We start from the raw sequence: 26,985 nt of genomic DNA, 5'->3' as shown, positions 1-26,985 counted from the left end.
TTCGAGTTTTTGGCAACTCTATTTTAAAGACGAGGAGGTCTTCCGGTGTTCTCTAATTATGTGGATAATCTCGACGTGGAAACATTAATTAAAATTTTGGACTACTCTTCCGATGAAATTTTTGTTCTTGATGGGGATATGAAAATCATTTATGTAAACGATGCGTGTAAAAAACACTATGGGTTGAATAAGGAAGACGTCATTGGAAAACTGAGTAAAGAGTTAGTGGAAGAGGGGTATTGGACTCCCTCCATTTTTCCGGAAGTGTTTGAGAAGAAAGTGCCTATCTCTGTCAAGCAAACTACTGTTTTGGGGGCGGAGCTGCTGACTTCAGCTATTCCCATTTCAAATGAACAAAATGAAGTCGAGCTGGTTGTTACGACAGCCAGGGAAATACAAAGCTACAAAATGCTGAATGCAAAAGATAACTTCCCTATACAGTCAGAACGGAAAGAAGATCAATCAGCCAACATCATTACAAATAACGAAAAAATGAAAAATATATTAAAAATGTCGCAAAAAGTGGCAGTGACAAATTCTAACATATTAATACTAGGGGAATCAGGGACCGGGAAAGGCATGATTGCTCAACATATCCATAAAAACAGCCGAAGAAGCAACGGACCCTTCCTTACAATCAACTGTGCAGCAATTCCTGCAGATTTAATTGAATCCGAACTTTTCGGCTACACTCCCGGCGCCTTTACAGGTGCCAACCGTTCAGGAAAGACCGGACTGCTGGAAGCCGTGGATGGAGGAACACTCTTTCTTGATGAAGTCGGAGAAATGCCTTTATCCCTTCAAGCAAAAATGCTCCAGGTCATCCAGGATAAGAAGTTCATTCCACTCGGCGGACATAAAGAAAAAAAGGTGAATGTCCGGATTTTAGCAGCTACCAACCGCAACCTGGCCGACATGGTAAAAAAACAGACTTTTCGAGAAGATTTATTTTACAGACTCAATGTAGTTGATATAAAAATGCCTTCTCTCAGGGAAAGAAGAGAAGACATTATTCCGATAACATACCACTTTTTATATAAATTTAACCGGATCTATGAAGTGAATAAATTAATTTCCGAAGACTGCCTCGAGCTATTATCACATTACTCATGGCCCGGAAATGTCCGCCAATTGGAGAATCTTGTTGAAAAACTTATCATAATAAGCGGCGATGTGGTTGGTGTTCAAGATATACCCGAGGGGATTTATACAGAGGGAAAGAAAGTAGGTGAACCTCCCCCTTCCTCTCTAAATGAAGCAGTGGAGCTGGCAAAAAAAGAAATGGTGGAAAGGTCGTACAAACAGCACAAGAGCTCACGGAAAGTAGCCAAAGAATTACAAATCAGCCAAACGCAGGCTTCCAAATTAATCAGGCAGTATTGCAGGGATTTACAAGGGAATTAAACGTTGATAACAGGCAAGCTCTTTCCCTTGATCAACGGTAGCGGTTTACGCGAAGAAGATTCACTCTTTTTCAGGAAAACTCCTTATGGTAATGATTAGCAAGCAGTTCCCAATCCTCTATAAATAATGACCATAAATTAGGACGGGGTTTCACAGCTAAGGGATGGTAAGCCACTGCTGTCGGATACCCTTTTACTTTCATGGACTTTGCCACGCAATGATTTTACATCAGCTTTCTGCGAAGCACCTACAATTAATGTTTTATCGTTCTTTAATTTATCTATCGTCGTGTTTTCTATACCGGTTACACCGCATAGCATAGAAGCTCTGCTATAAGTTCTTATTTTACTGTAGTTTTCACTACCAAACTTAATCGTCCCTGTCACACCTTCTCTGTCTAATCGCTCTTTATGTCCTGTAGAGTGAATGATTTAATGAAATAAGGTGCTGTAATACTTGTTTACATCCTTAAAATCTTCTTTAGGCGGCACGTTCACCCGATCTTCAAACGGCACATAGTAAGCCGAACCACTTACAAAACTGAATGAAGGAGCGTTAAAATATTCTTCCTTGATCTTTTCAGCTTCTTCGATCGGGTCATGATCAAAGGTTTCTTCTTTTCGTTTTGGCTCGATACCTTCCACTTGTGAACCTACGTCAAATACTCGGAAGTAGCGAAGCAAGGGGACTTTCTTTTCTTCTTCTGTCTCTTGATCTTCCACCTCAATCATTTTCCAAAAGACAACGATATGCGACTTTTCCCCTTTCTTCACTTTTCCACCGGCTTCTTTGATTTGCTTAAATGTCGCATATTCCCCACCGTCCAATAGCATGGTATTGATGCCACGATACGGTTTTTGTGTCTTCCAATTCACGGCAATGCCGTTTCTAAAAGGCTTTTTCCAAGGAACAACCCCTTGTTCCAGCTTCTCGATAATTTGGTTTGTAATCATGTCATAGATTTTTTTGCTCATTGGTTTTCTCTCCTTTTATTTTGCCTTTGGAACTCCGAAGCGACGTGTGTTCCCCAAAGGGGGAAAATCATTATCAAGACCTAAATTGTAAAAAGTCATAAAAAATAGAGGTTAATACATATTAGTCATGACTAATATGTATTAACCTCTTACTTCTTGTTCAACTAACGCGCTCCATTAGTTTAACAAGCAAAAATTTGATTATAAGATGGTCGTATTCATTAAAATTCTAGACTCATTAGTATAAAAGCCGTTCTTTGTGAAAAATGATTCTGGCATGCCTAATCCTCTCTCTGTCGTTAAATATGCAGACGAAACCCCTTTCCCTGATAAGACTTTTCTTAAGTATTCTAATAGCCCTGTTCCAATTCCCTTTTGCTGTGTATCACTTAGAACACATATCTCATTAATATAAAAATTTCTGTTTTTAGCCCATTGTTCTTCATTTCCTACTAAAAACCCAATCATTTGACCGGATGCGTTGAAGTAACCAATTCCTATGTAGCCAGGTGTATCTCTAATATCTTTAAACCGTTTATAAGCTGTTTCATAACACCAAGGTTCGTCCCACGGTTCCGAACTAAAAACTTCTGTAAATACTTTTGATGCAGCTGTTAAATCATTTTCCGTTAATAATCGAACATCAAATTCCACAAAATTCACCCTTTCTTTAATAAATTACTGTAACAGTTTTTATGTTAAACTCATATTTTTGTACACTTTTGAGTAGATTACCATATTTCTTATTAGGCAATATGGCGTTATTGAACAAGCATGGAGGGAAAGGATTATTCCTGAAAAACTAAAATTTTTTATATACCTCTGCGTAAGCTACTTTTAATTGGTCCCTAAGTTGTTTATTATCGTCTTCTAATCTCTTAATCTTCCGTTTCAGTGATTCAATCATCGCGTCCTTGTTGCTCTCATTGATTTCTCGCTTCACTTGTTTCGACGTAGGAGCTTGTGCTTGTTGTTCCCGCAGCGTTTCAATCCGATCACGCAATTCCTGATTGTTGTATAGTGTGGCTTTCGCCACACCAGCTTCACTGGCAACGTTATTGAAATTGATACTCTCATCGGTCCGTTTGAGCCGTTGAATGGCTTCATCAACCTTGCGATAGGTGAATTCTTTCCGTGATGCATGAATCGCTTTTAACTGTTCTCTACGATCATAATGAGTTATTTTTTTACACCTCGTTTTCTCTCCATGCGGTCTTGTCTTCCAAAGATGACATGTCCGTCCTGGATATTGTCTAAAATGCCCTGGTAACGCTGTAAGTTTCTTTCATGTTTTTCAGCCATATCTTCACGACCACGCTGCTTTGAGACTTCTATGGCTCTGGACGTTGTTTTTACATGCATTTCGTATTTCTCTACGTCCAATTCAGAAAAGCCAATTGCCAAATCTTTGCACGGGCTTCCTCCGTTGCACGTGAGGCAGGGAGGGGCTTCCATGTGGGGGCAATCGCCTTTCAATCGCGTGTGACACGTCCCGTACGGGTTGTCCATCGCATTCAGTTTATGGTCCTGCCAGAGAGCTTGGAGAATGTCCTGCGGTATGTCCTTACCTGCTTCGATTTCTTGAACCTCTCCGTTTAAGTCAAAGCTAAATACACCTTGACTGATGACTGATTCAAACGCCTTACGCTTCGTATCATCCAATAATTTGGCATACCGTAAGGTCATTTCGGGGGAAGCATGGGCTAATAGTTCTTGTACTGTTATAATGTCGGCTCCACCGTTCAACAATTTGACTGCATAGGTGTGTCGGAACTGGTGAGTTTTAAAATGAAACAGGTTTCCGTTCTCATCTACAATATTTTTTTGCTGCGCCAAGGTATTCAGTTGCAGTTGAACCCAAGCTTGAGAAAAGGGCTTTCCTTTTCGCGAACCACGATAGCGAATAAAAATGAACCCTTCGGGGTTATTGTCCTGATTGCTGTTCTCTTTGGACTGTTGAATGAGGGTCGCTAGGATATTTGCCAATTCATCATCGATTGGCATTCGGTGTCCTTGTACGTAGGTCTTCTCAATATCCGTCACAATGGAGTATTTACCGTTTAGACGCTCCAAGCAATCAGAGGTTAAACCTAATACATCCGAAATGCGAAGCCCTGTTTTAAAGGCAACCCATACAACTGGAACAACCTGTTTGTGTAACTCATTGATATGAGCGAATAATTGCTCTAGTACATAGTCAGGAATGTAGTCAATCTGATCAACGGACTTCTTTCTCAACTTTGGCTTATCATCAGGAAATAGTAACAATTGTACGTGAGTTTCAGGTGCGATTTCGTATCCATATCGTTGAATATCTTCCAGAAACTTTCCTACATAACTTAACGCTCTTCCTACATAATTTTCAGGATGTGCATTTCTTTGTGTTAGATTGTTCTTGGAGTATTCATGAAGCCATTGAATGTATAGTTCCATATGAGAGCGTTTCAATCCCTTTAGGTCCTTCCATTCTGGTTCGTGTGAATCCACAAAAGACAGAAATTTAGGCAAGTGCTTGAGGAATGCTCTCGCACTACTCCAAGAGAAATTGTTCTTACTTAATAACCGTTGCTTAATATACCTTTTAATCTGCTTACGTATATTCAATTTTTCAATTTTGGTGAAATCAAGGTAATATTGGGAATTACTCTTAACATAATCAATCCCGTATTTATCATGTAGTTCCCGCACATCCCATCGATCTTTGTCCCATTCTTCTCGAAAATCTGTTAGCGCAAATAGGATCGAATGGATTGCTCGTAAAAAAGCTGCTATGGATGATTTACGAGTGTATTCGCCATATGTCACGTGTTTGCTAGTTTGTTGTGTTGAAATTCCTTGCTCATGTAGCCAAAACAACCATTCTCGCTCTGCACTTTCGATGTCTAAATCAAGAAGAGAGTGAAGGGTTGGGTATTTTTCGCTCAGGAACTGGGCTAATCTGCGTAACTGTGTTGTTTGTCTGTTAAAGATACCGTTTAAAGACCATTCATCATTAAACAACTTGTGATAAAAGATATATTTCATTTCTAAATTAACCAAAGGGCTGCTGAACCCGAAATGGACATTTTGTGTGCTGTATTTAAAATTCTTCATCATATCCACGAATTGTATGATGTTGCCTACAAAGCCGACATTCCAACTGTCATTGACCAAGAAGTATGGGTCCCTCACTTGCTGAATGGTAACGGAACCATCTTCGTGTATGATCTTCACAGGATAACACGAGAGTTCTTGCTGAAATCGTTCATGAAACCCTAACTCTTTTGTATTGGCTTGTTGTTTTTGTTCCATTCTCTCCCGCCTTTAAGTACTATTTTTATATCTTAAATGCACCCTGCGCTTTTTCCCAATCTTTACGGATGTCTTCGTCCGAAGGATAAAGATACAGGTTCATCGTCGTTTGGATTTGGGAGTGTCCTAAACGTTCCTGCACCTGTTTAATATCCTTCGTCTCCTGGTAGTACATGGTTGCATGGGTGTGGCGGAATAGATGAGGGTGGACATCAATTCCTGTTTTCTTCCTTAGTCGCTTGAACAGGGCTTCTACTTCGCTGTACGTCATCGGCTTGCCCACATTCTTACCACGGAGCTTAACGAACACGAAGTTGGTATCCATGTCCAGTTCGTCTATCACTTCGTACAGGTAGTCATCGTATAGATCCATGAGAGATTGCGATATAAAGATCTCCCGTTCACCTGTTTTCAGTCTCGCACCGTTTTCCAATTCCCCTCGGTCCGTCAAACGAATCCGATGCCCTTTGCCGTGGTCAAATTTGAAATCCTCCATGAACAGAGAAAGAGCTTCTCCAATCCGTAATCCTGTCTCAAATAGGAGTTGAACCAGGAAGGTGTCTCGTATATTGGTGGTTGCCGTCAATAGTTGCTGGACCTGTTCCTTTGTGAGTGTTTGAATCCTCTTGCGAGGTTCTTTTACCTTCAGCACATTCCGTATGGACGGCTTGTCTTTGTTGACGTGATGCAAAAAACTCTTGTATTGCTTTCCACCTCCATTAAAAACCTGTCGCATTAACTTCTCGCCCATGTCATGCGGCAACTCTTCATTGCGGTATAGGTAGTCATAGAAGTTTGTAACAGTGGAGACCGTTAGGTTTACCGTCCTTTCTGTTTTCTTTGCTTGTACAGGTTTAAGTGATGTTACCTTAGTGCTCTTATACGGATTTCGTAACCAGCCCACAAACCCCACCAAATCTTCTAATCTAATATGTTTGTAATCTTTCCCTATCCCCTGTAAATAAAGGAAATACTGCTTTAGCGCATAACAGTATGTCTTCTGGGTATTACTGCTTTTCCCTGTTACATCTAAATACTTGAGATACTTCACGGCAGGAATTACAGGAATGCCTTCTCCATCTACTAATATGTATCTTTTCCCTTCCTCTAGGGTCACTTCTTGTACACGCATTGATCCTCACCCCTAAATCTTTTTTACGCTCTGATTTACAACCTCACTACGCCTCCCGCTGTGGGCTACGCCCTCCATCTTAATAAACACATATTCCTGAACATTATATACATATCAGACCACACTTTAAATATCTGATTATGTATTCCATTATGTATGAAAAAAGAGGATATATGCTCTCATTTTAAACATAGTATCCTCTTATTATTTTAGTCTATTTAATGATTTTTCCCTTTTGCTATGAAGAATCTCAAAACGCACATAAAAAAACGTCCATACATCATGGAATACCGCAGCGAAAGCGAAGGATATGCCGTGAAAGTGTATGGACGTTTTTTTAATCTTCTTAGCTTGCAGCAGGAAAGGTTCGGGTGTCCTACCTGCTGGAAGGTTAGAAGATTTGTGCTGTTTTACGATTCGGAGAGCAAAAGGAAAAATAACCATAATAAAAAGCAGGCTGAGCCTGCTATCCGGTTTATGTATTAGAATTTGACGTTCGACTCGTTCGGTATGGCCGGAAGGTAAACAGAACAGGAACCTATGGAATGTAGGCGCCAGCCGTACAGTCCGTGGTTATCGGTCTGTTTAGTACCGAAGCGACACGTAGGGAATGAAGAAAAGCGTCCTTTGCTTTTCAATCAATCCCTAGTGCCGTCGCCCGAACCATTTTTATGTCATCCTCGTTTTCTTTTTCCATAAATTTAATTCACTGTGCCATAATAAAACGAGAAAGGAGTTTGCTATGAACCGTGAAACGAAAGATATTGTCATTCAATTTATTACGTTACCCCTTCTTTTAAAAGTACTTAGGCAAGATAAAAAGCTCTTTGATGATTTTAAAACAAGAAATGTCTATTTAGATACATTAGATTCGGTTATGGAATCCGTCCAAGCTGACCTCAACCACGTAAAGCAACAAATGATTCAAAACATCATATAGACGTTAACCCATTACCCCCAAAAGGCGAAGTCATCCCTTATAAATGGAAAACACCTGACCAGGAAGGTGTCATAGAATTTTCCTCTAGCGAACTTCGGGAACTCACAAGTGACATGATGAAGGAATACCTTTATGGCTCTTTAGCAAAACCCCACAAACAGACGAATCGATCTTGGTACGAATGAAACGTCTTTATAAATGACTTCCAGCTTTAAAGCTGGAAGGCTTTGTTTTAAAAACAAAGAGAACGTTTTAACATAGGTGATAACTTGAATGGAACTTAAAATCACCCCACTAATGTTTGATAAAATCCTTATTTATCAAGCTTCTCATAGGTTTTTCATTCGGTAGGGTTCGATGCCCTACCGAATGAACACAAAAAAAGGGAAACCTCCTATTAGAGGTACCCTATCTCTTCTAAGCTGGTATAACCTTTATAATCTTCATATTGGATCGTTCTGCCTATGTTAATGCTTTCCTTAAGTTCCTCAACATACTCTTCTCTGGATAAAAAGTATAAACTTTCTACGATCCCTCCTTTAACTTCTCCTACATAATCGATTCTTCCTACAAAGCTTTTCCTGATTTCTTCCTCACTACAATTTTGCACGTCAAAGTCAGTTAAAAATCTCATTATTATCATTCCTTTCTTTGTTTGACTACCCTCCAATTTTTTCGAATATGGCAGTCAAGGGGGACCGGAGGGAATACGACGTATCAAAAAAGAGCTAGGGAATGTTAGGAAACCCAATGACTTAGTAGGAGTTGAAAAGCGTTCTTTGCTTTTTTACTCCTAGTTAGCCGACTTGGTTTGCTTACATGATCTTGCTCTTTTGCAGACCCTTTACTGGCATCGTGAGAAAACAATTACAATGAGGAGAACAAAGAAGGATGAACACCAGGAGAGAGAAAAGCAAAAAGAAGGACCAGCTGTGAAACAGCTATTCCTCCTTGAAGCATTAGGCATGATGGCGAAAGCTTTCATGCCTTCGGTTTGGGAGGGTTCGATGCCCGACCCAAAGCGCATAAATTAAATCACAGGAGCACAGCAATAGCGAGCGACAACGCTTCCTGACATAAGGAGGGAAGTTACCATGCCTTTAAGTTCATCTTCTGTTATAGCATGAACTGATAGTGCAACTGTTCTTTGATAAGCGATCTTCTTTCCAGTGATCAACCGTATAATTTCTTGGGATTTTCATTGTCCATTCTTGTCACCCTCGCTTTTTTGTTTATAAACCTCATAGATTGAATACGATTATACTGGTTTCGATCTGAGAAGGCTGCGGCACTCTTTGAATCATTCGCACAAAATCATACAAAAAAGAAAAAGGGCAATTCCTTAATGGAGTAACCCTAAAGTGATCTGCTTTTAGATATTTTTCTGTAAAGAGCTATAATTGCTCTGTTTTTCTCTTCATATTCAGCTTTTCGGAGGGATGGAATATCATAATGCCCTTCCATGTCACTCATAAGCTCAGCTAGCCTTCTATCCTTCTCATAGGCTAGTGAGTCTGAGTAAATGATGGCTTCATATGCTTGATGGAATTTTATTAGTGTCATGTTGTTAGCTCCTAACTATAGCTTATCGGACTGTTTTGCTTCAATAGGCTTCTTCGCCTACAGTCCGTTGTTATCGACGATTTTAGGGAGAAGCGACACGTACAGAATGACGAAAAGCGTTGTTTGGCTTTTCGATCAGACTGTAGCGCAGTCGCCCAGGTCATTTATTTTTTACCCTATCCAAACATTTGCATGAAACCTTTAGTGTGAACTACTTTGCTTATCAAGCGTTCCTAAATACTGTTCACACGTTTGCTGATGCCAATATTTTGCACCTGCAACAACCATATCAGGATTTGGAAAAACACCTCGACTCAAATAAGTGTTCAGCTTATGACGGGTAAACGGGACATCGTGTTCCGTTAAAAAGTCCGCGAACTGTGATTGGTTTAAATATATATCTTTTTCAGTCACAAAGGAGGTTGTTGGATGCTTGATTAAATACGTATCTTTCTTAAAGAAAGTATTTACCACTTCAAGTGCAACTTCCAACCATTCATTCTCTAAATGCTTATACAGACATTCTAAATTGAAATTTTCCTTTTCAGGATTTTCAAAAAACCAAGCTAACTTTAAAAATGTCTGTTCCACTACATCTAAGGAAGATAACGCATCATCAGCTAAAAGCGTGCTTTCGTAATTTAGTAAATACTGCTCTAAGTGTGGAATGTAAGAAACCACTTGTTTTGTAGCTGTTTTCATTAAAATCCACCCTTTCATTAAATCTTGTTGTGTACAACGTTAACATATATTGTATACATTGTACACAAAAACATGATTTTTTGTTTTCTCATTTTTGGGGGCAAGTCAGGAAAATGCGTATTTACAACGATAAGATTTAAAGTAAACAAGGTTTTACCTTTGATCTTCAAATAATCTCATCGGCTATATCGAAGCAAAAATAGTATAATACTAGATTTCTAGAGCATAATGGATATTAACTCTATTGAATGAGGGGATATCCTTGCAAAATTATCAAAACACAGAAAGAGCGAGACGATATAAAGCTTATGTAAGTCCACTGGGAACCACGCAACTCCATTTGAGAAATCCATTGATCATTGCTTGGTGGTCAGCCGCCTTTCCCGGGTTTGGGCATCTTCTTTTATCCAAATATCTTCGAGGCTATGTACTGGTCATATGGGAAATTATCATTAACGTCAATGCCCATATCAATGTGGCAATGATTCATTCGTTTAACGGTCAATTTGAACTAGCAAAAATGGTTCTGGAACCAAGATGGATGCTGCTGTACATTCCGACCTACATCTACGCGATATGGGATAGTCACCGCACCTCGGTCGATATGAACAAGGTATTTATTCTGGCTGATCGGGAAAATGCTCGTTTTATTAATTTTCAAATCACAGGCTTAGAGATTAACTACCTAGATAAACGAACACCTTGGGTTGCGGTGATGTGGTCGATTTTTACGCCCGGGGCCGGGCAGCTTTATATTCATAGGATCGCTACAGCCTTTTTTATTATGGTCTGGGTGATTATTATCGTTTATTTTTCCCATTTTCTTGAGGGGGTTCACTTTCTTTTTTTAGGAGATTTCAATCAAGCGAAATCCGTACTTAATGGTCAATGGTTATTATTTATTCCTTCGGTTTATTTTTTTGCGATGTATGATGCCTATGTTAATACCGTTGAAAATAATAAACTGTTTGATAGTGAGCAGAGGAATTTTTTAAAGGAAAGGTACCAGGACCCTACCTTTGATTTACCCCTTAATCTCACAAAAAGGGACGGGTGAAAGTATGTATGTGATGGCTACCTTTGAACATTCAACTTATTTGGAATTAGCGCTGTCTGCTTTAGAAATGGAAAAGATTCCAAAGGAAAACATCCTAGCTGTCCCCTGAATAACCGAACAGAAAAAAGGAAACTATTTGATACGATCCATCGTTCAGACGGCGTCAGTTTATTTGATCTTGGAGCTGCCTCGCAACCGCCTTTTCAGTCATTGGCGCAAGTGTTGGCTTTCAACTAGCATGGGGACCGATCGTTTGGGGCATTATAGGAGCACTTGTTGGCTTAACCTTAGGATTTTTGATCGATCTATGGGTCCATACAAAAAAACGCAAGAAACAGAGGAAACTTAGAGGAAAGACATCCGAACTCATTCTTATTGTCTATTGTGATAACGATCAGGTTCAAACGGTGGAGGAAGTTCTTTGGGATAATCTTGCTCTTGGTGTTGCCAAGATGGACAATACGTTCACTCAGTATTAATTCAAAATCGTTAAATGGGGTTTTGTTATGATCGTCATATGGGCCATCCTTATTTTACAATTTATCATTGCTGTCATTATGCCCAAGCATCAGCCCGCCGTCGTCTTATATGGCACATCCTGTTTTGCCATTAATTTGGGTCTTGTGGTCGATAACATCTTTGATATCTGGCTTGACTTATACGGCTATTTCAACAAAGGGATTGATTTAGAAGGTTTTATCGCCGTGACAATCACCTATTTCTCTGTCAATATGCTATATATTAATTGGTTTCCCGTCCATCGCTCCCTGATTATCAAAGGTCTTTATATCCTCGGCTGGTCACTCTTTTCCATTGTGTTTGAATGGGGAATACTACAGACTGGATTTTTTTACTACAATGGTTGGCATCATACTTATTCCATGATTCTATACCCCATCATTTTTCTCATTCTCTATGGCAACTATCGCATCGTTTTTAGCTTATCAAAAAAGTAATCATTATTTTTCTTCGAAGTCCCTAGCGTTGTAAATTCGCATTTTCCTGATGCCACCCCGTTTAGTCAATTTATTATTACAATATTAGGAAAACTAAGGGTTAGGACCATTTATGATAGTCCTGATAATTTACCCAAGACCAGGTAAGCAAGCGGAGCACGGTAGGGGTCTAGATAAATCAACATTTTGAGTGTCCATTTTCTTGACACAAATCCAATGCCTAAAATGATACTTTGTGTTTCCAAATGTACCTCATTCCACTCTTCAAATTGGGGGTATTGGAAAAATACAACGCTCCAAAATATGGAGATTAGAATTAGAAGTGTTCTCCTTCTTCACTCCCAATACGCATACAAAAGAAAGGGATTTATTGTTCAGCTGTTCTTTCTGCTGCCCCTTTTATAAAAGGCTGATTCTCAAGCCGATTGAAAAAACGGGTTAAACTCCACTAGTATCAAAAGAAAACCGTCTTTGACATTTTGCGTGTTGTCTATGATGCTGCTAGAGTACTTTGAATTTGGCGAAGTATCCCCAAAAGTTTCCTGTTTTCCCCTCCAAGATAAATCCCTTATCTTGCACCAACTTTCGTAAGCGCTGATAACCCACCATATGAGGATCTGGCTGTCCTTCACCTATTACGAGATGTGCGTCGGGCTTTAGGACACGGTGCAACTCTTTGAGGACGCGCTCTTGATCTGTAATCTCTCCAAGAGTAGCAACCAGAAATGCCGCATCAAAGGAGTTAGCCGGGTAAGGAAGCTCCTGTGCATCTCCTTGTGTCGAGAACACATTATCCAATCCAAATTCGTGAACCTTACGAATGGTATGATCTAGCATTCGTTGTTCGACATCAAGAATATCTAGAGTTCCACCCGGCGATATCCATGCGGTAGCATCTAAAGAATAGTATCCAGTACCTGGGCCTATCTCTAGTAATCTCTGGCCAGCTACCGGTTGGAGCATCATATGCAATCGGGTTCGAGACATAAATGGTCGGGGGAACTCGGTAAACATTCGTTGACTATATGGGAGAGGAGACGGCTCATTTCGCATTCGATTTATCCGATAGGTGAGGATTGCTGCAGTAATTAGTGTTGTAGTAATTGGAATTACTAAATTCTTATTTTTCGTCCATGGATTTTTACGTTTCATCACTTCATCCCTCCAATATAAGCATAAAACGCATCAAAATTATCTTAACATTAATATGCCAATTGTGAATTTTCTTGTTCCACAATCTGGCCCGATTGCGGAACAACTTTATTTCCACTCAACAACAGTGTTTCACTTTTATACTAAAACTAATGTGATGTACACATTCCCCAATTAGACATTAATCTATAATTCTTATTAACACCTTTGAAATCCAGATGCCAATAATTCCAGTAACCCCAATTAAGGATGGAACGATTATCCATATACCTCCTAAAAAAAGTGACACAATACAACCGATCGCCCCAACCAACGGTCAAGGTAAACCAACCAAAAATAAGGACTATACTTGAAATTAATTCTACAATACTATCCATAAAATCACCCGTTCATTTATTATTAAGGTCACCTTTTATCAATCCAATCATAAAATCTATCCCGGATCAACATAAGTTATCAGTAACGTTCATTTTTGATAACAACTACATAACCACCCAATTTTAATCTGTCGATTTTATATTTATTTCGCATGACTGTGGAACTAAAATGTCAATATAAAAGCCCAATTTCTCAACACTGAGAAATTGGGCTTTTTTGTTCCACAAAAGCAAAGTCCTTTTGCTGAATAAAGGTAAACAAAAACTGTAAATTGTACATGTACCATTATCTAAAACTATATATATTTTTCCAAACCATTTTTGATAATTTTCACTCTAATTCTTCGTTAGAATAAATTTCATCCTGCATTTCAAATATATCTGATCTTATACCTATAGAAAAAATGTTTCTTACACCTATTACAAGTTCTAAAAACATTCTTAACACAATCATTAAACACCCCAGTGGTACCCACACTGTTGATAAAAATAGGGGCCACGGAATTACCCCACTTGATACCTCGTTATTTAGCCATTTCTCTACTGTCGTTGCATAACCTTCATAACCAATTAAAGAGAAAAAACATACCCCTAAAATAATTATCCCAAAGTAAATCAAGTTTTTAATTAGTAATGGAAATTTATTAAACAAAACCGTTATGCTAATAAACCCCTTCAATTTCCAAGTATAACTCAAACTTAAAAATACGAGTATGACCATTAAGAATAGCTCTATAAATTCATAAGTCCCTGTCAAAGGCTTATTGAATAAATATCTCATTGCAGCATTTATGGTTATTAAAAACATACATATAAAAATAGAAACTTTAGCCATGCAAAACATTAAAGAGTCAATTTTATTTAAAATATTCAATGGCATCACTCCCTGAATAACCTAATTAACCTACATTTGATTTGGTAAATACATGCTAATGGCTGGAAGAAAGATTAGTAAGAGCAATATGACTACATCCACCAAAACAAAAGGTATTATTCCTTTAAACGCAATACCTATATCCTCTTTTGCAGCACCGGAAGAAACAAATATGTTTAAACCAAGTGGCGGTGTAACTAGCCCAATCTCAGCAGTTTTTGCAACAACGATCCCGAACCATATTGGATTAAACCCCAGTGACATTGCAACAGGAAAAGTTAATGGTAAGGTCAAAAGCAATATAGCTATTTGATCCATAAAAAATCCCAATATTAAGTAAAGTAAAACGATAAATAACATAATGGTCCATTTGGAAACATCTAAAACAGCCACAAAATTTACGAGTTTCTGCGTTATTTGCGTTATTGTTAAATAGTAGCCGTAAATATGGCCTGCGATAATGATGGTGAATATCATTGTCGTTGTCTTTAAAGAATTATTTAAAGCTTGATTAAATGAAGAAAAGGTGAATTTCCCCATTACAAGTGGAATTATAAAAGATCCTACGGCAGCTAGTCCAGCTGCTTCAGTAATAGTTACAATGCCCATATAAATTCCTATCAGCACAAGTGATAAAAGAAGTAGTATAGGCCACAAAAGGCGCAGTGAACGAATTCTTTCAATAAACGGAACAGGCGAAATACGGGGAGCATCTTCTGATTTAATGAAAGCCCATAACAAAATCACAACACAAAAGCCCAAGGCAGTTATAATTCCCGGAAGAATTCCCGCAATGAACAGCTTATCTATTGATGACTCTGTAATAATTCCATAAATAATCAATATAGTACTTGGTGGTATTAATATAGATAATGTCCCCCCTATACTAACTACACCCATTGCCAGTTTAGGATTATAACCAAATTTCTTCATTTGGGGAACTGCTGATGAAGATATTGTAGCAGCCGATGCAGTACTGGAACCTGATAAAGCACCCATAAGCCCACTAGCGAATATAGTGGCAACAGCTAGTCCCCCTGGAATATGACCTAACCATTTATGAGCAGATTTAAATAAATCGTTAATTATTTTGCTCGCTGATAAAAATTCGGCCATCAATATAAACATTGGGGCCACCACCCAACCATAAGAAGCCACCGAACTGTAAGGAGCAGTTTGAAAAATGCCCAGAAGACTATCAACTCCCCCAGCCATATATAAACCTACTGCACCAGCTACACCCATCGCGATGGCAACAGGTACTCCAAACGCTAAAAACAAAAAAAGTAAAAGAACAGGAATGATGACATCCATAATGTTTTCCACCCCTTTTCATCTTGCAATCCCATGATTTGTTATATGAGTAAGCATATTACCAATGTGCTAAATGGTAATATGCTTACTAGCTTTATTCTTTATATTTTTCCACGGATTTTTTAAATTCGTCGTAAACTTTCTGAGCAGGTAAACCTTTTTTCTCCATTTCGGAAATCCATTCATTTACAAGTGGATCCAGCTCTTTTTCCCATTTTTGCACTTGTTCATCCTCAAGAGGATAAATTTCTATCCCTTCTTCTTTTAAAGAGGTTTTGACCTTTTCTTCTGAGTCATTAATTTTTTCTGCAAGATTTATAACGGTTTCTTCACTAGCTTTTTTCATAGCTTCTTTGACATCTTGTGGTAATGATTGGTATTTTTCTTCATTTATTGCATAAAAAGCAGCCCAGCCGTTTAATGGAGCATTTGAAATAATGTAATTTAGCGGTTTCTCTAACTGATACGGTTTAATAGATAACCATGAAGTCATAATCCCTTCTATAGTTCCTCTTTCTAGAGCCTGTCGCGCATCAGTCACTGGCATCGATATAGGTGTACCTTGCAATTCATTTAATGTTAAATCAAGTAAACCACCAGAGGTTCGTAGTTTCATTCCTTCAATATCCTCTAGATTTTCAATTTTTTCGTTTACTGTTCCAAATGTAAAGGGAGATACAGCAAAGTTAAATATCGGTCTTATTCCATTTGGCAAAAACGCTTTTTCTAGCATGATTCCTCCATCAGATGAAACATCCCAATATGCCCGAGTACCTTCATAAGCAGAACCGTAAATATTAGGGAGCATTGGCAAATCTGTCAAAGGCATTTTATCTTGTGCATATACTATAAAAGAAATGTCAGCAACCTTATTTTTTACTAAGTTATAACTGTCTTTTGCTTTTCCTAACTGCTCATTAGTATATACTTCGAATTCAACTTTTCCATCAGTTAATTCAGTAACTTTATCCATCCAGGGTTCTATCCCTATTTTGTATGAATAGTGTTCTTGATTCGTATGGGTTGCTACTTTGAGTGTTATCTTTTCACTATCTCCTGAAGAACTATTAGATTGGTTCGCGCACCCAGCCATTGCCACTATCAAAACTAAAAGCAACGCTAGTAAAGCTTTTTTCATGTAAAGCACCTCCAATTTAGTTTAGAATTCTATCTGTTTTAAGAACTCGTAAATGTTCTAAGTTGTTCTCCCGTTCAAGACCCATGGCGTTGCTTTTTTCAGCTTTGCCTTCTTTTATGACCGTGTCGACTTCACGTAACGCACTGATATCTTTCAACGGATCATTTTTCAGACCAATAAAATCTGCCTTTTTACCAGGCTCTATTGTGCCTAATTCCTTCTCAACCCCACATGCTTTTGCCGCATTAGAGGTTGCTGACATTAATGCTTCAAATGGTGTTAAACCACAGTGTACATACAATTCCAGTTCATAGAATAAAGCACCGTGCGGCATACACGTAGCCCCATCATCAGTACCCGCCGCAATAGGAATATTGTATTCCTTCACATAACGAAGTACATTATAGCTTCCCTCAATGATTTGTTTCACTTTCTTCATTACGTAATCAGGAACTCCCGAAAGTTGATCATTAAATGTAGCCTTATAATAGAAAGTAGATATTGTAGGCACAATAAATACATTTTTTTCAGCCATGATTTTGGCTTCTTCCTCAGTCATCAGGTTCCCATGTTCGATAGTGTCAACCCCTGCTTCTAAAGCGTTAATAATTCCTTGCCTTCCCTCAGCATGTGCCGCAACTTTTCGTCCCGCTTGATGCGCTTCCTCTACAATTACCGACATTTCTTCTACCGTAAATTGAGGATGCCCTGGTGACTCAGACTTTCCATATATTCCACCTGACGCCATAATTTTAATTAAATCAACATCTCGTTTGATCATTTCACGAACACCTTTTCGTGCTTCATGGGGACCATCTACCTCATAACCAAACTCATGAACATGTCCCCCTGTCATAATCACCGGGTTACCTGAGGCAATTATCCTTGAACCACGAATAATTCTCTGTTCAATGGCATCCCGAACACCTAGAACACATTTGTAATCGCCCCCTACATCTCTTACTGTGGTTATTCCATGCAGGAGAGCTAATCTAGCATGCTCCGCGGTCCGAACTGCAGTCATTTCACTAGTTTCACCTGTCATCACAGCTTTTGGGTGTGAACTGCCATTCCATACTAAATGAACATGGCAATCAAATAACCCAGGTATAACAAATAAATCCCCTAAATCGTGTATGTTGTATTCGAACGGCACATCATCAACATCTACTATATCTTGGATAATTTCGTTATCGACAAGAATGGCTACATCATTTTTGTATTCTTCATTTAGCCCATCAAATAACTTTTTTACCAAATAAGCAGTTTTCATAATCAAACCTCCAGTTAACTAATTTTTCATTCAGGTGCTAGTCTAAATAGTGAACATAATAAACTGAGAGTGGCACTCTAAAATCATACGACCAGGCGTCCTTTAAAAGCGCTTTCATATTATGGGACGTCGTCCCTTTAATAAAAGGTAACACATCATTAAATGAAATACTAGAGGTATTTTTGTAATTTTCCCAAAAAAACAACAATTTAAATGTTGCTTTTTTAAAAGGAAACTCTTATAATCATCAACAAAAGGGACGTTGTCCCGAAATGGAGGTTATACAGATGAATAAAGTACTTCTTGTCGGTCCTGGTGAAGTAGGCGGTCATATTTTAGAGTTCCTAGCCAGAGATCCGAGATGCCCTGAACTGATTGTATGTGATATTAATGAGGAAGTAGGACGAAAAAAGGTAAATAATGCGATTAATGGGGCCGCCATTAATCGCCTCTACCCAAAGATCACATTTAAAAAAATGGATTTATTGGACGTAGAAACAACTGCCCGTCTCATTGAAAATGAAAAACCGGATGTTATCATTAACTGTGCTGTTTTACAAACTTGGCATGTTATTCGAAAACTACCAAAAGAAGAGTACGCAAAGCTAAGTGCTGCAAGTTTAGGTGCTTGGCTTCCGTGCCAATTAGCACTCCCTTATCATCTGATGCTGGCAGTTAAAAAGTCCAGATTGAACCCCCATGTTATTAATACGGCGTTGTCGGACTTGGTAAATCCAGTTTTAGCTAATGTTGGGCTTACTCCGACAATAGGTATTGGTAATGTTGATGTAATTGAACCTGCTGTTAGAACTTTTGTTTCTAATTACTTTCAGGTCCCAACAGATTTAGTAAAAATCTACCTTGTAGCACATCATGAATGGTGGGTTTATCCTAGGGAAGAGGGGTACAAAAAGGCACCGTATTTTATTAAAGTTGTGGTCAATGATAAAGATGTAACAAATCAGTTTGATACCGATCAATTGTTATGGGATGCTATAAAGTCGTATCCCCCTGGAACTGAATTTACAACTGTCTCTGCCAGTTCAACGATAAAAAATATGTTTGCATTAATGAGTCCATCAGGAATATTTACGCATTCGCCTACGCCAAAAGGTTTGCCCGGTGGGTATCCAATTATTCTTAGTAGCAAAGGAGCAGAAACAGCACTCCCTGAGGAAATTTCACTTGAAGAAGCTATTCAAATAAATGAAGAATCGGCAAAATTAGATGGAATTGACCATATTAAGGATGATGGTACTGTAGTGTATTCTGATTATACTCATAAAATATTAAAAGAGATGCTAGGTTTTGATCATGCATCGTTTAAACCGGAAGAGAGCCTAGAACTGGCAAAGGAACTGATGAGTAAATATAAAGAATTTGCCTCCCAGTGTGAAACCGTAATATCTTAATGTAATACGAGCTGACTCATTTTGAGTCAGCTCGTATTGTGGTTGTCTTAAATTTTATCAATCTCGCAATGTATTGTGTGTCCATTATCTATCATAGTTTAACTCTCACCTTCCTCCATTTATGAGAGATATTTGTTCGGAAGAAATTATTGTGCTTAAATTTAAATAGGTATAGTTGTTTTTTAGCTAGTCGAAAGCGAAAATATGGGAGGAATCTTAGTGACTGGAACGAATCATTCTTTTTCACGTATCTCTGCTGTTGATAATGCAATTGATCTTTTGCTGCTATTAAGTAATAAAAGTGATAGAAGTATCCGTGAACTCGGAGAAGAACTTAATGTTACTAAAAGTACATTACATCGTACATTACAGACCCTTGAAGACCGAGGTTTTGTGAAACAAGACCGTATTTCTCAGAAGTATTCATTGGGTTATAAAATTCTTGAACTTAGCGTCAAACTCAAAAGCCAAAGCGAAATAAGGAATTTAGCTCTTGAGAATATGGAGGAGTTACGAGACCTTATTGGAGATACCGTCCAATTAGCCATTTTGGAGGGAGAACAAATCCTAATTATAGAAACTATTGAAGGAACAAAAGAACTTCGGATTTTCTCTAAAGCAGGTCAAACCTTACCCCTTACCTATGGGAATTTTGGGAGGGTTTTTTTATCCCATATGGATTTTTCTAAAGTACAAACACTCATTGAAAAATATCCATTAAAGCAATATGGATCAGAATCGATTGTAGACAAAGAAACATATTTGAACAAATTAAAAGACGTTAAAGCAAACGGCATCTCTGTTAGTATTGATGATCCAATAGATGGAGCTGTGAGTATGGCAGTGCCTATTTTTGATAAAGCAGGGAATGTTATTGCCTCTCTTTCCATTGTCGGAGCTAAAACATCACAACTGGTCGAAAACATAACATCAGTTCAACAGCTTGTTAAAAATATAGGACTAAAAATTACAGAGAAAGTATAAAAACCTTAACCCCTGTACACCTATAATAATGTTCCCAGATTGATATAGTCTGCTCTATATTCGATTTCGAAAGTATTTGTAAACTCGCTAAGACAAGCAAAAGACATTACAAAATATAAGACAATTGATAATAACGTGGTTATATTATTTTGACACTAATCACCTGCTCTCTTAACCCCTTTTTTCCGGAATAGGGGTTTTTAGCGTTTATAAAAGTACACCTTTACGAACGCTTCGCAAATTCCTTAAATCTAAGAAATTAAACGTACGTAAAACACCAAAAAATTCATTATGAACGTTCGTAGTTTTCTGTGTACATTTACGAACGAATGAAGGCATACTTAAGGGAGGAAAGCCAATTGAAAGAGAGGTCATACTTTAAATGGAGAATCGGAAGTACAGATACATACGAGTAAGCTGCAAAGACCAAAGCGCCAGGTTGCTACTGCAAAAGTAAGGAATAAAAATCTATAAATCATTTTGTATTCATTATTCTATCTTTACCTTCATCAACAAATGCCTCCCAAAAGTTCAACGAACTCCTGAGAGGCTATTAGATTTAGACTTAGTTTCCGAGAAATCTTATCAATATTCATTTATAAGGCTTCATTTCCTTGTGTAGAAAAATGTTTGAAGACAGCTTAACATCATGCCGCCCATTCCCTGAGTACATGAAATACCTAAGTATAAGAGTTAAAAACCCTAGTTTCTCAGTGTTTCAAACTCTGCATATAAGAAAAAGGTTAAATAAGATATCAATATTCATGAACAATATCCAGTCAATACCCAGTCGGAAGTACCACCTCAAACAGGCCACGAAGCGGCCAACAACTTAGAAGGCTTTTGGAGATACATACATATGATTAAACAAGATAAAGGTGGTTAAACACCGTCAAATTAACATTCTTAGTTTTTAATACTGATCGGTACAAATAATAATGGGTCAATAATAATGAAATTCTGCCCCATAGAGGCTATTATTTTAAAAATTCGAGTTTCTTCATTATATTTAGTACCACTTAAAAGAGTGTCAGATAGTAATGTATGTATTTCAAGCATATCAATTAGAAGCCCCCGTTATCTCGGAATCAAGTCTTCAAGATAAGCCCACAACCTCCTCAAGAAAAGAAGGTTGTGGGCCCCATCGTGAAAAATTTACGATATTTTCATTACAAAAAGAGGGCGCCCCCAAAGTAAACTTTCGGGACACCCCAGCTTGTAGAGCTGAAAGGCTCACATAGTAAACTATGAGACCTTTAGTCGAGGTCATTTGCGATAAGGGACAAGTCTTTCATTCAATCTTTTCGTTTGTCCATAAACATCCAGATATATAGCAAAAATTTCGTTATATTTTTTCACCTTCTCTGGGTCAGGAGTGTAGGTCTGATCCACTTTCAGGAATGTGTCTGCACAATCCTTCAATGAATCAAACCAACCACACCCGTAGGCAGCAAGCATCGCCGCCCCCATACCAGGCCCCTGTTCACTGGCCAGCTTGATGACATTCACATCAAAAATGTCCGCTTGCATCTGGAGCCAATGGTCATTCTTTGTTCCACCACCTGTCGATACTACCGTAACGATTTTCTTGCCATTTTTACGGAAAAGGTCGATGGACCCGTTCAAGGAGAAGGTAATCCCTTCCATGACGGCTCGAACAAAGTCATTCCTTGTATGAGAGCTATCCATTCCGATAAAGCTTGCACGTATGGACGCATCTGCGTGCGGGGTACGTTCACCAAATACATAAGGGGTGAAAAGTAAACCATTGGAACCAGGCGGGACCGTGTCAACCTTATCTACAAGATCTTCAAAGGATTCATTGTTTGCAAACACTTCTTTGAACCAGCTCAGACTATACCCGGCGGCTAACGTGACGCCCATCGTGTAGTAAGCCTCTGATGCCCCATGGTTGAAGTAATGGACTTTACCTCCGAATTCTTTATCATTGCTAGATTCATAAGAAAGGATTACACCGGAGGTCCCGATACTGCAAAGGGTTTTCCCTTCTTCCAATATGCCCGAACCGATTGCAGCACAAGCATTGTCGGCTCCTCCTGCGAATACACGGGTAGAGGTGGAAAGACCCGTCAACTCTGATATATACGATGTGATCGACCCTGTTTGTTCATGGGAGTCGACTAAGGGTGGACACAAATCTGGGCTCAGTTCTAAAGCTTCACATAGCTCATTACTCCAGCTGTTCGAGCGGATGTCTAACAATAACGTACCCGCAGCATCCGAATAATCCATATGAAGCAAACCCGTTAACTTATACCGCAAATAATCTTTCGGCAAAACAAACTTAGCTGCTTTTGAGAAGATTTCAGGCTCCTGCTCCTTCACCCATAGTAGCTTCGGTAATGTGAAGCCTTCCAACGCCGGGTTTTTTGTAATTTCAAGTAGCCTGTCATTTCCTACGACCTCATAGATTTCCTTGCATTGCTTCGTCGTTCGCGTGTCATTCCATAGGATGGCATTACGCAAGACTTGGTTTTCTCCATTCAGCAAAACAAGTCCATGCATTTGCCCAGAAAAACTGATACCTTCAATGTCGTCAGCAGAACCCCCGAACTTTTCTAAAAGCTCGGAAAGACCACTGACTGATTCTTTGACCCAAACGCGAGGATCCTGCTCACTATATCCATTTCTCTCCTGGATCAATGACAAAGACTTTGAAACTTCCTGGACGATTTCACCTTGTTGATTTATAAGCAAGAGCTTCACCGCACTGGTACCTAGGTCGACGCCAATGACATACTTCATATTATTTCTCTCCAGCATAAGCTTTCAGTAAGTATTGATTCATGATAGATTTGATATTTTCTAGACGGCCAGACTCTTGGTTGATTTCAGTCAATCCTAGCGCATGCTTCTCAAGTGAATGGAAGTTAGACTTCTCTTCTACAATTTCTTTGCCAATCCCGCTCGAAAAACTGCCATAGCGATTATTGATAAGATCTTCGAAAATCCTATCATCATAGAGTTTCTTGGCAACCTTAAATCCAACTGCAAAGCTATCCATTCCAGCAATATGAGCGAGGAACAGGTCTTCCGGTGTGAAGGAACCACGTCGTACCTTGGCATCAAAATTTAATCCACCTCTACCTAATCCGCCGTTTTTAATGATTTCATACATGGCGAGTGTCGTAGAATACAAATCAGTCGGAAATTCATCGGTATCCCACCCGAGTAATGGATGTCCCTGATTAGCATCCACCGACCCAAGAACGTTGTTGACTCTTGCATAATGAAGCTCATGCTCGAACGTATGGCCCGCTAAAGTAGCATGGTTGGCCTCGATATTGAATTTAAAATGATCGTGAAGTTCGTATTTTTGTAAGAAAGCATAACCGGAAGCTACATCGAAATCATATTGGTGGGTCGTCGGCTCTTTCGGCTTCGGTTCGATTAAAAACTGTGCATTGAATCCGATCTCTTTAGCGTAGTCAATAGCCATTTGGAAAAAACGCCCAAGGTTATCAAGTTCTAACTTCATATCTGTATTCAATAATGTTTCGTAGCCTTCGCGTCCACCCCAGAATACATAGTTTTCAGAACCTAATTCCTTACCGATTTCCAGTCCTTTTTTCACTTTTGCCGCTGCATAAGCGAACACATCGGCATTATTGGAAGACGCCGCCCCATGCACAAAGCGTGGATGAGTGAAATTATTGACCGTATTCCAAAGTAGTTTCGTATTGCTATCCTTCATGTATTCTTTGATCATATCTACAATGGTATCGAGATTTTGGTTAGACTCTCTTAAATTACTTCCTTCTGGGGCAATATCAACATCATGAAAACAAAAATAAGGGACATTTAACTTTTCGAAGAATTCAAAAGCAGCCTCTACACGGGCCTTTGCAAGATCCATCCCCTCAAACTTCTCCCAAGGACGAAGTGCCGTACCGGTTCCGAACGGGTCAGATAAGTCTTCTGTGAATGTATGCCAATAGGCAACCCCGAAACGGAGGTGTTCCTCCATCGTTTGACCGCCTACCATTTCTTCGGGGTTGTAGAATTTAAAAGCGAAAGGGTTCATAGATTGAGAACCTTCGTAATTGATTTTGCCGACATTTGTAAAGTAGGACATATCATCACACCTTCATTATAAGTTTATAATACTATTTGGAACTCGTTATCTGACGGATTCGGTTCTATTTCCACCCCTTCTTCTGTTATTCTCCAGTTCCCTGAAGATACAGAAGAAACCGAACCAATGTTATATAAGACTAACGAGTAATCGTTCCCGTTCATGTCTGATTTTACTCTGATTTTATTATCAGTTTTTTGAAATGAGAGACTTCCAGCTACTTCCCCGTTCTTATTGGATACTGTAGCTTTAGACTTTTTGCCATTCATAAATTCATAAGCATAAAATCTAATATTTTTTTCATATTCATAATCAGGAAAATCACTTATAGAACCTAGAGCTAGAATTGAACCTTCCCTAACATACAAAGGAAGACTCATGTAATCATACTGTTCTTCCTTCCACTTTCCGCCACTGACTACTTTTCCGGATAATAAGTGAGTCCATCGACCTTTTGGTAAATAGTAAGAAGCTAGCCCTTGCTCATTGAATATCGGTGCGACTAAAATTGAATCACCTAACATATACTGTCGATCCAGAACATGACATGAATAATCTTCAGGAAACTCTAAAATCATTGGACGCATAACGGGTACCCCTGAACTATGATTTTCTATTGAAGCATTATATAGATAAGGCATCAATCTATTTTTCAGACGAGCAAAATGCCTAGTTACTTCCACAGATTCCTCGTCATAATGCCAGGGAACCCTATAAGATGCCCTACCGTGGAGTCTGCTATGGCTAGACATTAACCCAAATGCTGTCCACCTCTTGAATAAGTCAGCGGTAGCAGTATTTTCAAAACCACCAATATCGTGACTCCAGTAACCAAACCCCGACATTGTCAATGATAATCCTCCACGTAAACTTTCTGCCATAGAGTCATAAGTGGCATCACAGTCGCCGCCCCAATGAACAGGGAACTTTTGTCCTCCTGCAGTAGAAGATCTAGCAAATAGGACCGCTTCGTTCGTTCCTCTTTGTTCTTTAAGTAAATTAAAAACGACTTGATTGTATGTGTAGGCATAGTAATTATGCATACGTTCAGGATCGGATTCATCAAAATAGACCACATCAGTCGGGATACGTTCCCCAAAATCAGTTTTAAAAGAATCTACCCCCATGTCTAATAAAGATTTCAACTTACCAGAGAACCAAGAGCAAGCATCCGGATTCGTAAAGTCTACAATCCCCATCCCTGCCTGCCACATGTCCCATTGCCATACATCCCCATTAGATCTTTTAATTAAATAGCCATGTTTCACAGCCTCATCAAACAACTTTGATTTTTGAGAAATATAAGGGTTGATCCATACGCATATTTTAAGACCTTTTTCTTTGAGTCTTCGAAGCATCCCTTCTGGGTCTGGGAATGAGTCCCTATCCCATTCGAAGTTGCTCCATTCAAATTCCTTCATCCAAAAACAATCAAAGTGAAAGACGCTTAATGGGATATCTCTTTCCGCCATGCCATCAACAAAATGAGTGACTGTTTCTTCATCGTAATCAGTTGTAAAAGAGGTGGTCAGCCACAGTCCGAAAGACCATGCTGGCGGCAATTCAGGTTTCCCGGTTAAATTCGTGTAATTACTTAATACTTGTTTCGGTGATGATCCGTTGACGATATAATAATCAAGCTCTTCCCCCCTGACACTAAACTGACTCTTCGAAACAGCCTCAGAGCCTATTTCAAAACTCACATTTTCTGGGTGGTTCACAAACACCCCGTATCCCTTATTACTCATATAGAAAGGTACATTTTTATATGACTGCTCTGAACTTGTCCCTCCATCTTTATTCCATGTATCTACCACTTGTCCATTTTTAATAAAAGGAGTAAATCTTTCTCCTAATCCGTACAAGTTTTCACCTACTCCGAGGTTCAATTGGCTACGCATATAAGATTCATTTTGTGGTCCTTTAATCCAGGCTAAACCCTTCTGATTACTGTGAGTGAGCTCTTTATCACCATCATAAAATCTCATTTCGAATTGTTCCTTTAAAATTTTCACACGAAGTTGACCGCTTTTCATGACCACTTCTTTATCATTGTTTAATATTTCAACATCAGGGGAAAGATCTTCTACTTGAAAATCAGGTTTCCTACCTGATGTACCTTTATGGTGATAGGCCTGAACCCTGATTGTATCCTTTTCAGGTGAAGACAGCCGAATAGTGATTAAAGGTATATTTAGTGTGTCTCCTCTGTGTTCTATTTCTTTACAAGGAGCATAAAGGGTGACATCATTATCTGAGACCTTTACATCACGCACACTTTTAGGGTGATGGATATCATAACCTTCCCTATTCAACCAAAAACCGTTTGTAAATTTCATTTCCTCA

At 38.8% G+C, this 26,985-nt stretch carries 24 protein-coding genes; 8 read left to right on the top strand and 16 right to left on the bottom strand.

Annotated features, from left to right (window positions below; all coding sequences use genetic code 11):
* Positions 1-45: 45 nt before the first annotated feature.
* Positions 46-1,404: a sigma-54 interaction domain-containing protein gene (locus tag MUO14_RS15150; protein ID WP_244751461.1), complete on the top strand. Its 1,359-nt coding sequence runs from the start codon at positions 46-48 to the stop codon at positions 1,402-1,404.
* 431 nt (positions 1,405-1,835) lie between these two features.
* On the opposite strand, the gene MUO14_RS24605 is transcribed toward MUO14_RS15150, so the two are convergent.
* From MUO14_RS24605 to MUO14_RS15125, 5 genes are all read right to left on the bottom strand, one after another.
* Positions 1,836-2,378 carry an ArdC-like ssDNA-binding domain-containing protein gene (locus MUO14_RS24605; RefSeq protein WP_318035965.1) on the bottom strand — a complete coding sequence of 181 codons (543 nt, stop codon included), beginning with the start codon at positions 2,376-2,378 and terminating at the stop codon, positions 1,836-1,838.
* A 201-nt stretch (positions 2,379-2,579) separates the two neighbouring features.
* On the bottom strand, positions 2,580-3,032 hold the full coding sequence (locus MUO14_RS15140) for a GNAT family N-acetyltransferase (RefSeq protein ID WP_244751460.1): 453 nt from the start codon (positions 3,030-3,032) through the stop codon (positions 2,580-2,582).
* Between the two features lie 148 nt (positions 3,033-3,180).
* Complete coding sequence (locus tag MUO14_RS15135) at positions 3,181-3,561, bottom strand: DUF6262 family protein (RefSeq protein ID WP_244755610.1); 381 nt, start codon at positions 3,559-3,561, stop codon at positions 3,181-3,183.
* A complete protein-coding gene (locus MUO14_RS15130; RefSeq protein ID WP_244751459.1) occupies positions 3,558-5,669 on the bottom strand; it encodes a tyrosine-type recombinase/integrase in 2,112 nt (703 codons plus the stop codon). Before MUO14_RS15130 ends, MUO14_RS15135 begins: the two co-directional genes overlap by 4 nt.
* Positions 5,670-5,694: 25 nt before the next feature.
* Positions 5,695-6,801 carry a tyrosine-type recombinase/integrase gene (locus MUO14_RS15125; RefSeq protein WP_244751458.1) on the bottom strand — a complete coding sequence of 369 codons (1,107 nt, stop codon included), beginning with the start codon at positions 6,799-6,801 and terminating at the stop codon, positions 5,695-5,697.
* A 742-nt stretch (positions 6,802-7,543) separates the two neighbouring features.
* Here MUO14_RS15125 and MUO14_RS15120 point away from each other — a divergent pair.
* Complete coding sequence (locus MUO14_RS15120; protein WP_244751457.1) at positions 7,544-7,741, top strand: YhjD family protein; 198 nt, start codon at positions 7,544-7,546, stop codon at positions 7,739-7,741.
* A 397-nt stretch (positions 7,742-8,138) separates the two neighbouring features.
* On the opposite strand, the gene MUO14_RS15115 is transcribed toward MUO14_RS15120, so the two are convergent.
* Positions 8,139-8,375 carry a hypothetical protein gene (locus MUO14_RS15115; RefSeq protein WP_244751456.1) on the bottom strand — a complete coding sequence of 79 codons (237 nt, stop codon included), beginning with the start codon at positions 8,373-8,375 and terminating at the stop codon, positions 8,139-8,141.
* A 238-nt stretch (positions 8,376-8,613) separates the two neighbouring features.
* Between MUO14_RS15115 and MUO14_RS15110 the strand changes: the two genes are divergently transcribed.
* On the top strand, positions 8,614-8,775 hold the full coding sequence (locus MUO14_RS15110) for a hypothetical protein (protein ID WP_244751455.1): 162 nt from the start codon (positions 8,614-8,616) through the stop codon (positions 8,773-8,775).
* Between the two features lie 322 nt (positions 8,776-9,097).
* Here MUO14_RS15110 and MUO14_RS15105 read toward each other — a convergent pair whose 3' ends face one another.
* Both MUO14_RS15105 and MUO14_RS15100 read right to left on the bottom strand, forming a co-directional pair.
* On the bottom strand, positions 9,098-9,304 hold the full coding sequence (locus MUO14_RS15105) for a hypothetical protein (RefSeq protein WP_244751454.1): 207 nt from the start codon (positions 9,302-9,304) through the stop codon (positions 9,098-9,100).
* 201 nt (positions 9,305-9,505) lie between these two features.
* On the bottom strand, positions 9,506-10,006 hold the full coding sequence (locus tag MUO14_RS15100) for a hypothetical protein (protein WP_244751453.1): 501 nt from the start codon (positions 10,004-10,006) through the stop codon (positions 9,506-9,508).
* A 262-nt stretch (positions 10,007-10,268) separates the two neighbouring features.
* Between MUO14_RS15100 and MUO14_RS15095 the strand changes: the two genes are divergently transcribed.
* The 3 genes from MUO14_RS15095 (at position 10,269) to MUO14_RS15085 (ending at position 12,019) form a co-directional block, all read left to right on the top strand.
* Complete coding sequence (locus tag MUO14_RS15095) at positions 10,269-11,063, top strand: hypothetical protein (protein ID WP_244751452.1); 795 nt, start codon at positions 10,269-10,271, stop codon at positions 11,061-11,063.
* 296 nt (positions 11,064-11,359) lie between these two features.
* On the top strand, positions 11,360-11,542 hold the full coding sequence (locus MUO14_RS24600; protein WP_318035964.1) for a hypothetical protein: 183 nt from the start codon (positions 11,360-11,362) through the stop codon (positions 11,540-11,542).
* A 27-nt stretch (positions 11,543-11,569) separates the two neighbouring features.
* A complete protein-coding gene (locus MUO14_RS15085; protein ID WP_244751451.1) occupies positions 11,570-12,019 on the top strand; it encodes a hypothetical protein in 450 nt (149 codons plus the stop codon).
* A gap of 501 nt (positions 12,020-12,520) precedes the next feature.
* On the opposite strand, the gene MUO14_RS15080 is transcribed toward MUO14_RS15085, so the two are convergent.
* The 5 genes from MUO14_RS15080 to MUO14_RS15060 all read right to left on the bottom strand — a co-directional run bounded on the left by MUO14_RS15080 (position 12,521) and on the right by MUO14_RS15060 (position 18,147).
* Positions 12,521-13,171 carry a class I SAM-dependent methyltransferase gene (locus MUO14_RS15080; RefSeq protein ID WP_244751450.1) on the bottom strand — a complete coding sequence of 217 codons (651 nt, stop codon included), beginning with the start codon at positions 13,169-13,171 and terminating at the stop codon, positions 12,521-12,523.
* Positions 13,172-13,879: 708 nt separating this feature from the next.
* Positions 13,880-14,422, bottom strand: coding sequence for a TRAP transporter small permease (locus tag MUO14_RS15075; RefSeq protein ID WP_244751449.1), 543 nt, complete (start codon positions 14,420-14,422; stop codon positions 13,880-13,882).
* 30 nt (positions 14,423-14,452) lie between these two features.
* Complete coding sequence (locus MUO14_RS15070; protein ID WP_244751448.1) at positions 14,453-15,736, bottom strand: TRAP transporter large permease; 1,284 nt, start codon at positions 15,734-15,736, stop codon at positions 14,453-14,455.
* 94 nt (positions 15,737-15,830) lie between these two features.
* A complete protein-coding gene (locus MUO14_RS15065) occupies positions 15,831-16,874 on the bottom strand; it encodes a TRAP transporter substrate-binding protein (protein ID WP_244751447.1) in 1,044 nt (347 codons plus the stop codon).
* 16 nt (positions 16,875-16,890) lie between these two features.
* On the bottom strand, positions 16,891-18,147 hold the full coding sequence (locus tag MUO14_RS15060; RefSeq protein WP_244751446.1) for a metal-dependent hydrolase family protein: 1,257 nt from the start codon (positions 18,145-18,147) through the stop codon (positions 16,891-16,893).
* A 287-nt stretch (positions 18,148-18,434) separates the two neighbouring features.
* Here MUO14_RS15060 and MUO14_RS15055 point away from each other — a divergent pair, with 287 nt between their 5' ends.
* Positions 18,435-19,559, top strand: a complete 1,125-nt coding sequence (locus MUO14_RS15055; RefSeq protein ID WP_244751445.1) for a Rossmann-fold NAD(P)-binding domain-containing protein — start codon at positions 18,435-18,437, stop codon at positions 19,557-19,559.
* Between the two features lie 219 nt (positions 19,560-19,778).
* Positions 19,779-20,543, top strand: coding sequence for an IclR family transcriptional regulator (locus MUO14_RS15050; RefSeq protein WP_244751444.1), 765 nt, complete (start codon positions 19,779-19,781; stop codon positions 20,541-20,543).
* Between the two features lie 1,266 nt (positions 20,544-21,809).
* Here MUO14_RS15050 and xylB read toward each other — a convergent pair.
* From xylB to yicI, 3 genes are read right to left on the bottom strand one after another with little or no spacing between them, the layout of a single operon-like run.
* Positions 21,810-23,309 (bottom strand): xylulokinase, encoded by a 1,500-nt coding sequence (gene xylB / locus MUO14_RS15045; RefSeq protein ID WP_244751443.1) that lies wholly within the window; start codon positions 23,307-23,309, stop codon positions 21,810-21,812.
* Position 23,310: 1 nt separating this feature from the next.
* On the bottom strand, positions 23,311-24,639 hold the full coding sequence (gene xylA / locus MUO14_RS15040) for a xylose isomerase (RefSeq protein ID WP_244751442.1): 1,329 nt from the start codon (positions 24,637-24,639) through the stop codon (positions 23,311-23,313).
* A 23-nt stretch (positions 24,640-24,662) separates the two neighbouring features.
* On the bottom strand, positions 24,663-26,978 hold the full coding sequence (yicI, locus tag MUO14_RS15035; protein ID WP_244751441.1) for an alpha-xylosidase: 2,316 nt from the start codon (positions 26,976-26,978) through the stop codon (positions 24,663-24,665).
* Positions 26,979-26,985: the final 7 nt, after the last annotated feature.

The organism is Halobacillus shinanisalinarum, from assembly GCF_022919835.1.
Taxonomy (GTDB): Bacteria; Bacillota; Bacilli; order Bacillales; family Halobacillaceae; genus Halobacillus_A; species Halobacillus_A shinanisalinarum.
Note: the sequence above shows the minus strand (reverse complement) of the source record. Positions and strands in the feature narration are given on the sequence as shown.

Excerpts from the sequence above, each read along its gene's own strand:
- MUO14_RS24605 (WP_318035965.1), bottom strand. The coding sequence starts at position 2,378 with ATGAGCAAAAAAATCTATGACATGATTACAAACCAAATTATCGAGAAG.
- MUO14_RS15130 (WP_244751459.1), bottom strand. The coding sequence starts at position 5,669 with ATGGAACAAAAACAACAAGCCAATACAAAAGAGTTAGGGTTTCATGAA.
- MUO14_RS15125 (WP_244751458.1), bottom strand. The coding sequence starts at position 6,801 with ATGCGTGTACAAGAAGTGACCCTAGAGGAAGGGAAAAGATACATATTA.
- MUO14_RS15120 (WP_244751457.1), top strand. The coding sequence starts at position 7,544 with ATGAACCGTGAAACGAAAGATATTGTCATTCAATTTATTACGTTACCC.
- MUO14_RS15115 (WP_244751456.1), bottom strand. The coding sequence starts at position 8,375 with ATGAGATTTTTAACTGACTTTGACGTGCAAAATTGTAGTGAGGAAGAA.
- MUO14_RS15110 (WP_244751455.1), top strand. The coding sequence starts at position 8,614 with ATGAGGAGAACAAAGAAGGATGAACACCAGGAGAGAGAAAAGCAAAAA.
- MUO14_RS15105 (WP_244751454.1), bottom strand. The coding sequence starts at position 9,304 with ATGACACTAATAAAATTCCATCAAGCATATGAAGCCATCATTTACTCA.
- MUO14_RS15100 (WP_244751453.1), bottom strand. The coding sequence starts at position 10,006 with ATGAAAACAGCTACAAAACAAGTGGTTTCTTACATTCCACACTTAGAG.
- MUO14_RS15085 (WP_244751451.1), top strand. The coding sequence starts at position 11,570 with ATGATCGTCATATGGGCCATCCTTATTTTACAATTTATCATTGCTGTC.
- MUO14_RS15080 (WP_244751450.1), bottom strand. The coding sequence starts at position 13,171 with ATGAAACGTAAAAATCCATGGACGAAAAATAAGAATTTAGTAATTCCA.
- MUO14_RS15070 (WP_244751448.1), bottom strand. The coding sequence starts at position 15,736 with ATGGATGTCATCATTCCTGTTCTTTTACTTTTTTTGTTTTTAGCGTTT.
- MUO14_RS15065 (WP_244751447.1), bottom strand. The coding sequence starts at position 16,874 with ATGAAAAAAGCTTTACTAGCGTTGCTTTTAGTTTTGATAGTGGCAATG.
- MUO14_RS15060 (WP_244751446.1), bottom strand. The coding sequence starts at position 18,147 with ATGAAAACTGCTTATTTGGTAAAAAAGTTATTTGATGGGCTAAATGAA.
- MUO14_RS15055 (WP_244751445.1), top strand. The coding sequence starts at position 18,435 with ATGAATAAAGTACTTCTTGTCGGTCCTGGTGAAGTAGGCGGTCATATT.
- xylB (WP_244751443.1), bottom strand. The coding sequence starts at position 23,309 with ATGAAGTATGTCATTGGCGTCGACCTAGGTACCAGTGCGGTGAAGCTC.
- xylA (WP_244751442.1), bottom strand. The coding sequence starts at position 24,639 with ATGTCCTACTTTACAAATGTCGGCAAAATCAATTACGAAGGTTCTCAA.
- yicI (WP_244751441.1), bottom strand. The coding sequence starts at position 26,978 with ATGAAATTTACAAACGGTTTTTGGTTGAATAGGGAAGGTTATGATATC.